This window comes from Photobacterium sp. BZF1 (assembly GCF_014349205.1).
Taxonomy (GTDB): Bacteria; Pseudomonadota; Gammaproteobacteria; order Enterobacterales; family Vibrionaceae; genus Photobacterium.
In genome coordinates this window covers 15,883-30,911 of record NZ_JACSOF010000073.1, presented here as the reverse complement: position 1 = coordinate 30,911, position 15,029 = coordinate 15,883, and the positions used below count along the sequence as shown (strand labels likewise).

At 46.7% G+C, this 15,029-nt stretch carries 9 protein-coding genes; all 9 read left to right on the top strand.

All coding sequences use genetic code 11. The features are described from left to right. Positions 1-509 precede the first annotated feature (509 nt). The 9 genes from ygfK (at position 510) to BIZ37_RS16820 (ending at position 14,188) form a co-directional block, all read left to right on the top strand. Positions 510-3,476: a putative selenate reductase subunit YgfK gene (ygfK, locus tag BIZ37_RS16860; protein WP_370577381.1), complete on the top strand. Its 2,967-nt coding sequence runs from the start codon at positions 510-512 to the stop codon at positions 3,474-3,476. Positions 3,477-3,490: 14 nt separating this feature from the next. Next, positions 3,491-4,819: a putative aminohydrolase SsnA gene (gene ssnA, locus BIZ37_RS16855; protein WP_187462466.1), complete on the top strand. Its 1,329-nt coding sequence runs from the start codon at positions 3,491-3,493 to the stop codon at positions 4,817-4,819. A 14-nt stretch (positions 4,820-4,833) separates the two neighbouring features. Continuing rightward, a complete protein-coding gene (locus tag BIZ37_RS16850; protein ID WP_187462465.1) occupies positions 4,834-7,065 on the top strand; it encodes a xanthine dehydrogenase family protein molybdopterin-binding subunit in 2,232 nt (743 codons plus the stop codon). Then, the gene (locus BIZ37_RS16845; RefSeq protein WP_187462464.1) at positions 7,055-7,525 is read left to right on the top strand and encodes a (2Fe-2S)-binding protein; all 471 of its coding nucleotides are present in this window, start codon (positions 7,055-7,057) and stop codon (positions 7,523-7,525) included. Before BIZ37_RS16850 ends, BIZ37_RS16845 begins: the two co-directional genes overlap by 11 nt. Further along, positions 7,519-8,397, top strand: coding sequence for a xanthine dehydrogenase family protein subunit M (locus tag BIZ37_RS16840; protein WP_187462463.1), 879 nt, complete (start codon positions 7,519-7,521; stop codon positions 8,395-8,397). Before BIZ37_RS16845 ends, BIZ37_RS16840 begins: the two co-directional genes overlap by 7 nt. 442 nt (positions 8,398-8,839) lie before the next feature. Further along, positions 8,840-9,805 carry a LacI family DNA-binding transcriptional regulator gene (locus BIZ37_RS16835; protein ID WP_187462462.1) on the top strand — a complete coding sequence of 322 codons (966 nt, stop codon included), beginning with the start codon at positions 8,840-8,842 and terminating at the stop codon, positions 9,803-9,805. A gap of 68 nt (positions 9,806-9,873) precedes the next feature. After that, positions 9,874-11,607, top strand: coding sequence for an alpha-glucosidase (locus BIZ37_RS16830; protein ID WP_187462461.1), 1,734 nt, complete (start codon positions 9,874-9,876; stop codon positions 11,605-11,607). Positions 11,608-11,666: 59 nt separating this feature from the next. Continuing rightward, complete coding sequence (locus BIZ37_RS16825) at positions 11,667-13,295, top strand: PTS transporter subunit IIBC (RefSeq protein WP_187462460.1); 1,629 nt, start codon at positions 11,667-11,669, stop codon at positions 13,293-13,295. 86 nt (positions 13,296-13,381) lie between these two features. Further along, complete coding sequence (locus BIZ37_RS16820) at positions 13,382-14,188, top strand: endonuclease/exonuclease/phosphatase family protein (RefSeq protein ID WP_187462459.1); 807 nt, start codon at positions 13,382-13,384, stop codon at positions 14,186-14,188. Positions 14,189-15,029: the final 841 nt, after the last annotated feature.

Genomic DNA, 15,029 nt, shown 5'->3' with positions numbered 1-15,029 from the left:
GTGTTATTTTCTCATGGTCGATAATTTCTATCATAATAGTTGATATCAAACTGATAGCTTTTTATTAATATGATAGCAATTTCCTTCTAATCAATAATCATCCTCATTTGGCGTGAATTATTGTTTGAGCTTTTCTTGTTCTCTATAAATTTGTTTGTTTGTCACCTGTCACAAAAAGCAGTGAACTTTCGACTTTGCTCACGAAATTCATTAATAAAACCGCAGGTTTTGGCGGGGCTGAAAAAGTTTGGCTCAGTAGTTGCTCTTTAGCTATTAACTAATTTTCAAACTATTAGCCCTACACATTGCGCAAATTAATGTGCCTAGAAGAACAAGAAAAGCATCAAGGAGATCTATCATGGGAGATATCATGCGCCCCGTTCCGTTCGGTGAGCTACTTAACCGAATGTTTAGTGAATACAAGCAGAGCAAATCTATCTTCGGTATTCCAGAGAAGCAGTTCTACCGCAAAGCAAGCAAAGAATCACTGGCGGTTTGGGGAGAGTATTGTGAAAACCCCTGTTGGTCCTGCCGCTGGTCCACACACCCAGTTAGCCCAGAATATCATTACCTCCTGGCTTGCAGGCGGCCGCTTTATGGAGCTGAAAACAGTCCAGAAGCTTGATCAGCTGGAGATCGCCAAACCGTGTATCGATGCTGAGGATGAGTGTTTCAACACCGAATGGTCGACAGAATTCACCCTGCTTAAAGCTTATGATGAATACCTCAAAGCGTGGATAGCCCTCCACTTGCTAGAAGAAGTGTTCGCGCCAAGAACCGATGGTGAAGCCAAGTCTTTCATCTTTAACATGAGTGTCGGCTACGATCTGTCAGGGATCCAAACACCGCCGATGCAGAAATACATTCACGATATGCTCGACTCCAGCGAGCACCCAAGTTTCCATGCCTACATCAGCGAACTGAAAACCTTTATCCAGGATCCTGAGTTCATTCGCGAATACCAGCTTGAAGATAGAGTGGATCACCTCAATGCCATGGTCGAAGCGATCCCTGCCCAGTTAACCCGTGGTGTGACACTATCTACCATGCACGGGTGCCCTCCGCACGAAATCGAAGCTATCTGCCGTTACATGATTGAAGATAAGGGTATCAATACCTTTGTTAAGCTAAACCCAACCCTATTGGGCTTTGAGCGTGTGCGCGGTATCCTCGACAATGCAGGCTTTGACTATGTGGCACTGAGCGAAGAGTCTTTCAGCCACGATCTGCAAATCAATGATGCCAAAGCTATGCTTCATCGCTTGGTAGACTTGGGTAAAGAGAAGGGCATTGGTTTTGGTGTCAAACTCACCAACACCCTAGGGACTATCAACAAGAAAGGCCGTCTTCCAGACAAAGAAATGTATATGTCTGGCCGTGCACTGTTCCCGCTTTCAATCAATGTCGCCCTGGAATTGTCCCGCGAATTCAATGGCACCTTGCCAATTTCATACTCGGGCGGTGCGAGTAAATTCAACATCAAAGAGATCTTCGACGCCGGTATCCGTCCTATCACCATGGCAACGGATCTGCTTAAGCCGGGTGGTTACCTTCGCCTGTCTGACTGTGCCAAAGAGCTAGAAGGCAGCGATGAGTGGGGCATGGGCAAAGTGGACTTGGTCAAGCTAGAAGCCTTGGCAGCGAAGTCGCTTGATGCCGAATACGTCCAGAAAGAGTGGCGTGGACCTGAAGAAATCAGTGTGAAGAAAGCGGTTCCGCTGACCGACTGTTATGTTGCCCCTTGTGTCACAGCCTGTCCGATCAGTCAGGATATTCCTGAATACATCCGCCTGATGGGTGAGCACAAGTACACCGAAGCGCTTGAAGTGATATATGCGCGAAATGCCTTGCCTTCTATCACCGGTCATATTTGTGATCACCAGTGCCAGTACAACTGTACCCGTCGTGACTACGAAGGTGCGTTGAATATTCGTGAAATGAAGAAAATCGCCCTCGCCAAAGGTTGGGATGAGTACAAAGCCAAGTGGCATGAGCCAAGCCTAGATACAGCCAAGCACCCTGTGGCGGTGATTGGTGCCGGTCCTGCTGGTTTATCTGCAGCTTACTTCATGGCACGTGCCGGCCATCCGGTAACAGTGTTCGAGAAAGAGAAAAACGCTGGTGGGGTAGTGAAGAACATTATTCCTCAGTTCCGTATTCCAGCCGAGGCTATTGAGCACGATATCCAGTTTGTCAGGGATCACGGCGTTAATATTGAATACGGCTGCAACCCGGATCTAACCGTCGACGTGCTCAAGCAGAGCGGCTTCAAGTACGTCTGTTTGGGTATAGGTGCCGATAAAGGCAATCCAATTTCATTGGCGGGTGATAACACCAATATCTACAAGTCATTGGAATTCCTACGCAGCTTCAATGACGGCGAAGAACTCAAGCTCGGCAAGCATGTTGTGGTTGTCGGTGCCGGTAACACCGCAATGGACAGTGCCCGTGCTGCATTGAAAGTCGATGGCGTTGAGAAGGTCACTATCCTGTACCGCCGTACTATCGCGGAAATGCCAGCTTACAAGGAAGAGTACGAAGAAGCCGTGGAAGATGGCGTTCAGTTCATGTTCCTGACCAACCCAGAGCAGTTCGATGCTGATGGCAAGCTGACTGCGCGCGTGATGGAGCTGGGTGAACCGGATGAGAAAGGCCGTCGCCGTCCTGTCGCAACAGACATGACCGTTGAGCTTCAGGTTGATGCCTTGATTACGGCTGTCGGTGAGCAGTCCAACTGCGACGTTCTCTCCCGCATGGGTATCCCAATGGGCGAAGATGGCTGGCCAGTTGTTGACCGTGAAAGCTGTGAGACTGCGGTAGAGAATGTGTTCTTGATGGGTGATGCCCACACCGGCCCTTCATCAATCGTATCGGCAATTTCTGGTGGCCGTAAGGCGGCAACCACTATCTTGGCCCGTGAAGCACAGGCTGATGAGCAGCTTGAAGCGAAATCCGATGTCAGGGTAGAGGCAGTATATGCCCGTAAGGGTGATATTCAGGTCAAGCTGATTGAAGCCAACAAGCTGGAAGAAGCAGACCGCGAGCAATTCATCGAGCAGGAAGCAAAACGTTGCCTGGAATGTTCTTACATCTGTAGCAAGTGTGTGGATGTGTGTCCTAACCGTGCCAACATTTCGCTGCCAATTCCGGGCTTCCGTGACCAGTTCCAGACCCTGCACCTCGATGCGTACTGTAACGAGTGTGGCAACTGTGCCCAGTTCTGCCCATGGGATAGCAAGCCGTACAAAGACAAGTTCACGCTGTTCAACCTGCGTGAAGACTTTACCAACAGCACCAATGCCGGTTTCTTCGTCGAAGGTGATGAAGTACTGGTCCGTAGCCAAAGTGAGATTTATTCCTTCCGTATTAATGAGCAGGGCAATGTGGACATGCCAGAGTCGCTCGCTGATGAAGCGACGATTATTAACTATGTCATGGCTAACCACAGCTACCTGCTTGGCAAAGTAGATGTTTAGTGAGGAGCCAGGGAATGTTAGTACTCAGAAACGCAACAGCAGTGCAGTTTGAACCTGCACTGATCAAAGAAGGCGTCGATATTGTTATCGATGGTGACAAAATCAAGGAAGTTGGCGCCAATTTGGCCGCCAATTACCCAGATGCCCAAGTCAAAGACATGAAGGGCAAAATGGTAATGCCGGGTATTGTCTGCTCTCACAACCACTTCTACTCCGGGTTGGCGCGCGGGATCATGGCGGATATCAAGCCAAGTCCTGACTTCATCTCGATTCTGAAGAACCTGTGGTGGCGGATGGATAGGGCGTTGGATGAAGAAGCCTTGTACTACAGCGGTCTTATTTGTTCTCTGGAAGCCATCAAGTGCGGTTGTTCATCGGTGATTGACCACCATGCCTCGCCGAACTATATCGCCGGTTCGCTTAATACACTTCGTAAAGGGTTCCTAAAAGCCGGCCTGCGTGGCATGACCTGTTTCGAGACCACGGACCGTAACCACGGCATGAAAGAGATGGTGGCAGGCGTCGAGGAAAATATCGCGTTTGCCCAGTTGATTGACCGTGCCAAGGAAAACGGCGAAGAACCTTACTTGGTTGAAGCCCATATCGGTGCCCATGCACCGTTTACGGTGACCAATGACGGTTTGTCAATGATGGCCGAAGCGGTGCAGGCAACCGGACGTGGTATCCATGTTCACGTAGCGGAAGATCGCTATGACGTGACCCACAGCCACCATCATTACAGTCAGGATATTGTTGAGCGCTTGGACAGCTTCGGCTTGATCAACGAGAAAACCCTTTTGGCACATGGCTTGTTCTTGTCAGAAAAAGACATCGCCATCCTCAACGCCAAAAACGGTTTCTTGGTCCACAATGCCCGTTCGAATATGAACAACAACGTGGGCTACAACGACAAACTGACCCGCTTCCAGAATGTGGCATTGGGTACGGATGGTATCGGCGCAGACATGTTCGAAGAGCTCAAGTTCGCCTTCTTCAAGCATCGTGATGCAGGCGGTCCATTATGGCCAGACAGCTTCCTGCGCCACCTGTGGAACGGTAACGAAATTCTTGCCCGTAACTTCGGCGCGAAATTCGGTCGCCTGGATGCAGGTAACAAGGCCGACCTGACCATACTGGATTACACCAGTCCGACACCGCTGGTGGCAGACAACCTACCGGGCCATATTGCCTTTGGCTTCAATGCCGGTAACGTCAACAGCGTAGTGGTTGAAGGTCGCTTCGTTTACGAAAACCGTGAGTTCCCATTCGATGTGGCACCAATTTACGCAGAGGCGCGCAAGGTGGCGATGCGTTTATGGCAAACCATGGATAAATTGGACTAATGTGAGATCCCGTTATGGATACGGTCAATACGCACTTCAAGTGGGAGGAAGCCACAGGAGCTGCGAAATATATTGCCGATCGCCATTACGAGGGACTATTAGAAGGGCGGTTCTACCGCTCTTCTTGCCCTCGCGGGCGGATCAAATCGGTATCACTTCCAACCTTGCCTGACGGCTACCATATCTTCGGCGCGGATGATGTCCCCGGACAAAATGTCCTGCCGATCGTTGAGATCGACTGGCCAGCATTCGCCGATCAAGAAGTACGGTTTGTCGGTCAGGTGATCTTCTTGGTTGTCGGGCCTGATCCTGATGTCGTTGACGAATTGCTTGGCGAGATCGCCATCGAATACGACGCCCTGGAGCCAGCCTATACGATTGAACAATCCAAAGCGCTGAAAGACGGCGCAATCCATGCTGATGACAACGTGCTTGATACCCATATGCTGCACAAGGGGGATATCGACGCAGGCTTTGCCAAGGCAGTCACCATAATCGAAGAGACCTGCTCGACCGGTTACCAGGAGCACATTTACCTCGAGACCCAAGGGGCCGTTTGCTACCCGCAAGACGGCAAAGTGGTGCTGGAAGGCTCGATGCAATGCCCTTGGTATGTCCACCACACTATGGCTGTCGTGCTAGGCCATGACAATGTTAGGGCAATCCAGTGTCCTACCGGGGGTGGCTTCGGCGGTAAGGAAGACTTTCCTGATGTGCTGGCTGCGCCTCTGGCAGTAGCCGTTGAGAAGTTGCAGCAACCTGTCAGGATCATTTTCGAGCGTGGCGAAGATATTGCTACTACCTCAAAGCGTCACCCTGTCACTTTTTATTATAAAACCGGTGTCGATGCCGATGGCAAGATTGTTGCCATGGATATCAAATTCGATGTCAATGCCGGGGCCTACCTGAGCCTGTCTGGCATTGTGCTGCAACGCTCTATCACAACCGCAACCAATGTGTATGACATTCCCAACGTCAGGGTTGAAGGGCATGCGTGGGTGACCAATACAGTACCGACTGGCGCGTTCCGTGGCTTTGGTTCGCCGCAGAACTGCTTCTGTATGGAGACCCATATCCACCATGTGGCCAAGAAACTGGGGGTCGATCCGGTGGCGTTCAAGCAGCAGCACTTCTTGACCTCTGACTCCCATTCTTTGACCGGGGCGGAGATATTCGGTGACCTGGTTATCGACGAGATGCTGCAAAAAGTCCTCGATATGTCGGGATATGAGCGTAAATTTGCCAAATTTACCAATTTCGACCAAGAGCAAAACCAAACCAATCTTTTGGGCAAACGTAAAGGGATTGGCCTAGCGGTATTCCAGCATGGTTGTGGGTTTGCCGGAGACTTGGAAGATACCCTTGTCAGGGCCAAGGTGAAATTGCTCAAAGATGCTGGGGACAAGGTCCAGATATTGGCCTCTAATACCGACATTGGCCAAGGTTTGAGCCTGACGTTCCGCAAGATTGTGGCCGATACCCTAGAAAAGCCGCTGGATGATATCCAGATAGCCGTGCCAGATACCGGTATAGTGCCTGATTCCGGCCCGACTGTCGCTTCCCGCTCGATTCTGATTGTCGGTTATATCCTCGAAAAAGCGGCGAAAAAGCTTAAAAAATCTTGGATTGACGGTGAAGCGCAGGAGTTGCAAGAGGTTTACTGCAAGCCTGATTATCACCAGTGGGATCAGAATACTTACCAAGGCAATGCCTACCAGGCGACCAGTTACGGCGCTAACGTGGTCGAGGTTGAGGTCGATATGGCAACAGGTGAAGCGGACATTACCGGAGCTTGGGCCGTGTATGACATTGGTAAAGCCATCGACGGCACCATATTCAGGGGCCAGATTGAAGGCGGCTTGGTACAGGCGCTGGGATACGGCAGTTGTGAGAAGCTGGAGATGACCCAAGATGGCGTTTTTGCCCAGCGTTCGATGGCTGACTATGTGATCCCAACGGCACTCGATGTACCAGCTATTGGTAGCGAACTTGTCGACAATCCTTATCCATATGGGCCTAACGGTGCCAAAGGTGGTGGTGAATTGACCCACAACGGCGGGGCTGCAGCCTTTGTCGCAGCGGTTGAAAATGCCATTGGTGTGCCTTTGTCATCCATTCCTGCAACACCGGAGAAGATATGTGTGGCTTTAGCCAGTCGCACGGCTGAGCTGAAAGAGTCTGGCCTAGATGGATCTGAACTAGATGTATCTGAAACAGGCAATGGAGCGCCGAAGTATGAAGATTGAATTCTATCTCAACAGTCACCTTGTCATTGTCGACGTAGATCCGATGCAGTCTTTGCTCCATACCCTGCGCGGCACCATGAACCATACTGCAACCAAAGAAGGCTGCGGGGAAGGGGAGTGCGGAGCTTGCTCCGTACTATTCAACAACCGCTTGGTCAACGCCTGTATGATGCCTATCGGCCAGGTGCAGGGCGGTGATGTAATGACTCTTGAAGGGCTGCGCCAGACTGAAAAAGGTCAATGCGTGATTAACGCGTTGCTCGAGGCCAAGGGGGTTCAGTGCGGATTCTGTACACCGGGTATGGTACTGGCACTCTATGCCTTGCTGGAAGTCGATCCTAACCCGACAGAGCAGGTTATCCGCACCGCGATTTCCGGCAATCTTTGCCGCTGTACCGGTTACGGCATGATAGTCGAAGCGGCCAAGATTGCAGCCCAGAAAGGAGAGGGGTTATGGTAAATGTCTATCGGCCTGAAACACTGGCGCAGGCATTGGATACCCTGTCGATGGGTAAGCTGACAGTATTTTCCGGTGGTACGGACTTGATGGTACAGCATGGCGTCAGGGCAGGGATGTCACCAAAGTTCGAGCAAGATGTATTGTTTGTCGATGCCATTGATGAGCTGCAGTACATCGCATCTGATGAGCAGCAAGAACAAGCCTTGTACATCGGTGCTGGGGTGGTGTTGGCAGATATCGAGCAGCACCCGCTGGTGCCTTCGGTACTTCGCCAGAGCGTTGCCAAAATTGCCGCACCAGCGTTGCGTAACCGCGCCACGCTTGCTGGTAATATTTGTAATGCCTCGCCAGCCGCTGACTCTTTACCAGCCTTGTATGTACTCGATGCCCGTGTGGTGTTGTCATCAATACGTGGGCAGCGGGAAATGCTATTGGAAGATTTTATCATGGCACCAAGGGTGACAGCCCTCAAGCCCGATGAAATGCTCACCCATATTGTGATACCGCAGCATGACCTGCCTGAGGAGTTCTACCACAAGGTCGGCACCCGGGCTGCCAATGCCCTGAGCAAGTTATCGGTGGCAGGTATGGCCCGTATCAAACGCTATCCCAAGAAAGCCCCTGTCATCGAAGAGTGGCGGTTCGCCTTCGGCGCGGTTGGCCCAACAGTGGTGCGCAGCCGCGAGCTGGAATCTCTGGTTGTCGGCCAATCTTTAGAAACACTGGCCAAGCCCGGCTTTATTGAACAGGTCGTCGGTTGTTACCGCGAAATCATCCGCCCAATCGATGATCAGCGCTCGACAGCCGCCTACCGCCAACAAGCCTCGCTTAACCTCTTAACCCGATGGCTAGAGCAGCTATCAAGGAGCTAACGATTCAATTTCCTCACTTGTAATTTTATTTTTTGATTTTGTTGGGGCCGCTAGGGCCCCTTTTTTGGTTGGCTGCTAACTCGATTTTGCCCCACTCCTTGCCAGCGGTGCTCAACCTCACAAATCATAGTGAGGTGATTTAACCTACTTTATTCTAATCTGTGTAAAGTCTACTACATTAGAGTCCGACCACTCGTTCTGAGTCAACAGTCGATTGAGAACAAGAATTTCGATATTGGTCATTGGATACAAGCGTTTGATGATCTTGAAAGCAGGCCCGAATCTTGTGAGTAAAAATCAAGCACTCATGCGCACACCCAGTTTAATTTAATGTATTGTAAGCCAATATATTGGATACTATCCCAAGTGACTCAACTCTGAATCCTGCATCTTGAAGTCACTTGGGTGTATGGCAATAGTGCATTATTGAAGGAAATATGTAATGAGTAAAAAAATGACTATGGCTGAGATTTCAAGGCAGCTTGGAATTTCAACAATGACTGTGTCACGTTACTTTAATGGCGGTTATGTCTCGGCTGAGAACCGCCTTAAAATTGAAGCTATCGTCAAAGATAGTCATTACACACCTAATATATTTGCTCGCTCTATTCGTAGCCAATCCAATATTATTGGTTTCGTAGCGCCTCGTATTGAGTCATATACGACGAGTTTAGTGATTAAAGGGGCGCTGGCTGCTGCCAACGAATCACAAGTACGAATGCTGTTTCATTCCACAGGGTTTAATCATGAGTCAGAATGCCAAGCTGTGAGAGAGTTTAACGGCTTAAATGCACTGGGCACGATAATTATTGCTTCAAAGCACAGTGTTGAAGAGACTTTTTATCGAACCTTAGACAATGTGCTATTTATTGGCAAAAATACCCCCCACCATTGCTGTTTATATTACCCCGATCATGCCGCGATTAAAGCACTCGTCTCCCAAACCATCACTCAGTTAAAACAGCAGCAGGCACCGCTGGTCGCCGTAAATTATATTTATGATGAGCGTATGCTTTCTAGCCGAACTAAGTTGATGCAAGCCACCATTACCGACACCGTACCCGAGTTAGATTTTTCGCTGCAAGCCCTGGCCAACTCGGAGGAAAAAGCCGACTACAAGGCAATTCAATTACAGCCCAATCATGTCTACTTTTGTGCCACCGATAATATTGCCATTCGTTTATATCGTCGCGCCAAAGAACAGCAACTCAAGATTGGTCATAACGTATGGATTGTAGGCATAGGTGACTATGACTACAGCGATCTGTTAGTCCCGAGCCTGACTACTGTCGCTTTTAACTACTATCAAGTGGGCTACCAAGCTGTTAAAAAATTGCTCAAGCGTGATTTCAGTTCCGTTGAAGGCACATATGACATAAAAATGAGAGAGAGTTCACAGTTCATCTGAAATTGTGTTGAGTCCAAATAGGTTCCATTTAACACTGTGTGTTAACGATAACACATGTGATGTAACTGATGACACTCGCTCATAATATGCACTCAAAACCACTCGCGTGGTGGAAGAAAGCAACCGCCTACCAAATTTATCCCCGTAGCTTTTATGATACAAACCAGGACGGCATTGGTGATATCAATGGAATCATTGCTAAGCTGGATTATCTAGCTGATTTGGGCATTGATTTAATATGGATTTGCCCATTCTATGAATCACCGAATGATGATAACGGTTACGATATTAGTGACTATCAAGCGATTCATCCTGACTTTGGAACCCTAGAGGATGTGGATAAACTGATCGCTGCTGCTCATAAGCGTGGCATTCGCATAATTATGGATTTAGTGATCAACCACACTAGTGATGAGCATCCATGGTTCATCGAATCTCGAGATAACAAAAATAGCCCTAAGCGCGATTGGTATATTTGGCGTGATGGTTGTGAGCCTACCGCTGAAAAACCGACTTGCGACCCAAACAACTGGGAAAGTATTTTTCATGGCAGTGCATGGGAATATGATAAAAAAACTGCACAGTACTACTTGCACCTATTTTCTAAAAAACAACCTGATCTGAATTGGGAAAATCCTGAAGTTAAACAAGCACTATTTAAAATGATTCATTGGTGGTTGGAGCGCGGTATTGATGGCTTCCGTGTGGATGCAATTAGCCATATCCAGAAACAACCAGGTTTACCCTCTTTACCCAATCCAAAGGGTGAAAATTATGTCTCCTCGTTTGATTATCATATGAATGTGGCAGGTATTGAAAAACATCTGCATGAGTTAAAAGAGCAAGCGTTTGATCCCTTTGACATTGTGACAGTTGGTGAGGCCAATGGGGTTACTGCCGACAACGCATTACCTTGGGTTGCCGAAGCGACCGAGCACGATCAAGGTGGTGTTTTCAACATGATTTTTCAGTTTGAACACATGAAGCTATGGTCGGAAGAACAAAGCAACGAGCATTTAGATCTAGTCGAGTTCAAACGCATTTTATCGCGTTGGCAAGATGCATTAGAAGGTAAAGGCTGGAATGCGCTTTATTTAGAAAACCACGATCAAGCTCGTAGTATTGATACTTTTGCCGATCCTAATTCTAGGTATGCCAGTGCTACCGCATTAGCGAGTTGTTATTTCTTGATGAAAGGGACTCCGTTTATTTATCAGGGCCAAGAGATTGGTATGGTAAATCATCAGTTTACTTCTCTTGACGATTTTAATGATGTGTCCGCTAGAAATTTAATTCAAAAGCTATCTAAACAAGGTCAAAGCAATGCAGACATCTTAGCCTTGTTAAATCAAGTATCCCGCGACCACAGTCGCTTGCCAATGCAATGGAATGACCAGAATTTTGCAGGTTTTTCTGAGGTGCAACCTTGGTTCTCCGTCAATCAACAGTACGCAGATATCAATGTTGAGCAACAACAGAAAGATCCAAATTCGATCTTGAGTTTCTATAAGCAACTGATTGCTCTGCGTAAGTCAAATATAAGCTTAATAGTTGGCCGTTATCAATTGCTGCTACCTAACGATCCTAATATCTATGCTTATCAACGTGTTGCTCAAGATATGACGTGGACCATTATTACCAATTTAAGTCCACAAGAGAACGTCGTTGATATCGACTGCACGCAATTAGGCGAGTTAATACTTGATAATCAGAATATCAATAATGAATACGTTCGCTCAGATTTTATATCGACGCAAATTGCCCCAGCTTATGCTGCGTATATATTTGCAAGAAAGCACTAAATTATATATATCGCAGGGCCTTGATAAGGCTACCCTGCATTTAAACCAAGGAATCATTTATGAGTAAGGTACTATCTTTTGATTTTTGGCAACGATTTGGGAAATCCCTTATCGTTGTTATTGCGGTGATGCCAGCAGCTGGTATCATGATATCACTCGGTAAAGTTGTCGCAATGTATGCCGGTGGTATTGGTGCCATTGAAACTCTAGGCGCTATTATGGAAAACATAGGTTGGGGGATCATAGTTAATCTTCACCTATTATTTGCTGTCGCTATTGGTGGTTCATGGGCTAAAGAACGTGCAGGAGGCGCATTTGCCGCTCTGATTGCCTTTATCTTAATCAATCGTATCACTGGGGTTATATTGGGCGTGGATAACGCTATGCTCAGTGATCCAGGGGCGGTTGTGATGAGCCTATTTGGTTCTGAGTTACCTGTCTCTCAATTCTTCACTAATATTTTGGGTGCTCCTGCTCTAAATATGGGTGTGTTTATCGGTATTATGTCTGGCTATTTAGGTGCCAACTTATTTAATCGTTATCATGACTTCGCTCGCTTACCTCAGGCATTAGCATTTTTCAACGGAAAGCGTTTTGTACCTTTTGTTGTTATTTTCTATTCGATGATTATTGCGTTTGCTTTATCAATCGTATGGCCTTTAATTCAAGGTGCACTTAATGATTTTGGTCAATGGATTGCAACCTCTAAAGACACTGCGCCGATCACTGCTCCTTTCTTGTATGGTACGTTAGAGCGTTTATTACTGCCATTTGGTTTACACCACACTTTAACTATTCCAATGAATTACACCGAGTTGGGTGGTATTTATGAGCTTTTGACTGGGACGAATGCGGGCTCAAGTGTTTATGGTCAAGATCCATTATGGCTTGCTTGGGTTAGCGATTTAAATAATCTTAAATTAAGCGATCCGACAACTTACCAACATCTATTAGATACGGTACATCCAGCACGTTTTAAGGCGGGCCAAGTTATTATCGCAGCGTCTTCATTGATTGGTATTGGGCTTGCCATGTATCACTGTGTTGATAGTGATAAGCGCGCACAATACAAGCCAATGTTTTTATCTGCGTGTCTTGCTGTGTTATTAACAGGTGTGACAGAGCCTATTGAATTCATGTTTATGTTTATTGCTCCTGTTTTGTATGTTGCGCATGCGGTGTTAACAGGGGTTGCATTTGCGTTGGTCGATGTGATGGATCTACGTGTACATGCCTTTGGTTTGATTGAATTAGTCACTCGTATACCTATGATGGTTTCAGCGGGCATCGGTGGTGATTTGGTTCGCTTCGCATTGGTTTCTATTGTTTTCTTTGGTGTTAACTATGGATTATTCCGTGTGCTCATTGTCAAATTTAAATTGCCAACACCGGGACGCATGGGTAACTACCTAGATGACAGTTCAGAATCCATGTCAGAAGATGAGAAGATGGACATTATTATTAAGAATTTAGGTGGCCGTGCCAATATTGCTGAGATTGATGCTTGTATGACTCGCTTGCGCGTTACAGTTAATGATCCGCAGTTGGTTGCTGAATATGCGCTATGGAAGCCGACAGGAGCACTTGGTGCTGTGATTAAAGAACAGGGAGTACAAGTTATATATGGTCCTGGAGTGGATGTCATTAAATCTAGATTAGTTGAGAAGTTTTCAGCACAACCTGCGTAATTCTTTCTCTATCTTAGATAGAATAACCTCGATAAACGCAGCCTTGCGCTGCGTTTAACTCACTACAATAAATAAGTGGATAATAAATGAAGTTAATGACGCTAAATACCCATAGTTGGCAAGAAGAGAAACAGCTAGAAAAGTTGGATGTGGTAGCACAAGCCATTATCGAACAAGGGTGTGATGTCGTTGCATTACAGGAAGTGAATCAACATCAAGATAGCCCGGCTGTTGATGCCAATATATTAACTAATCACACCGTGTTTGCTGATAACTATGGTTATTTATTACAGAAAAAACTCATGGAATACGGTTATCACTATCAACTTACGTGGGATTTCGTTCATCAAAGTTATGACGTATATCAAGAGGGACTGGCATTCTTGACGCGACTGCCGATTGTCGAACATGAGGTCATTGACCTAAGTGATAACTATGATGTGACCTTTTGGAAACATAGGCGAGCAGTGCGTATTAAGGTTACTTCTCAACAAGGTGATTTTAATCTTTATAATTGTCATTGCGGCTGGTGGAATGACTCAGAGAACTCATTTGAGAATCAGTTCAACCGAATAAAGTCAACATTATCAACAGAGCTGAGCTTTCTATTAGGTGATTTCAACAACCCAAGCCATATACGCAATGAAGGTTATGATTATGTATTACAACACGGTTTGATAGATTGTTATGAAATCGCAGAAATAAAAGATGCCGGTACCACTGTAATTAAAAATATTGATGGGTGGGAACAAAATAGCCAAGCGCTACGGATTGATTTGGTTCTTAGTAATCAACCGGTGGTAGTAAAGCAGCATCAAGTGATTTTTAATAACGATTTTTATCCGGTTGTATCGGATCACTTTGGGGTGCTGGTGGAAGTAGACATTATTTAATGTTTATTAACTTATCGCAGCTTATAAAACCTAATGCTGACACTAATCCGGCTAGTATCTCGTTACTCTTGCTTGTTAAAATTGTGATCGCATACGACTTGTCCTTAACTATTATTGCCACGTAAAGTCTGACCATATCTTTAAGCTGAATGCTAAAAAACAGATTTAACATTTCTATAAGCTATTGAGTATCCGCCCCATGATCCCACGGGGCGAGTATTAATAAGTTAAATTCAGGGGGGAGTGAGGAGTCTAGGACAAGCTCTGGTTTCATCCTCTTTCGATGTATCGGCGCACAGATTTTTCCCGTCAATGACTAACGGCTTGATTACACGCTCAGCCTCAATCTTTGTATTCTCGACGGAAATAAGTCGTTTAGCTTCAAGTGAATTGGTTGTGGCAACGGATTTCTTGCCGTTCTTGGGAGAGTAGTGCTGGTTGAACTCTTTGATAATTGGACGTTGAAAGTAGTAGATGCCCGACTTGTCTTGAAAAGAGTTCGCTTGTGGAAGTACCTGAGTGCTATACCCGAGCTAACCTATGAATACAACAAAGCTCTGTCTAAACAGGGCGTTGCCAACGTTGGCGTAAGTTGAATTCGGGCCTTTGTGAACTCTATCTAAATCCCATCTCGAGAGTGTTCATTAAGTCTTTAAATATTTGAGGCTTTGCTATACCTGAGGTAATCCTTCAAATGCTAATTTAGCAAAATCACTGACTCGTTTCTGTCCCGAAACGTGTCACTGAATACGAGTGATCTACCCCAAAAGCCCAGGCATATCCGGTTCGCTAAAACACCAAGTGACCGATAAAGACAGAACACGGATTCGAATGGCGGGCA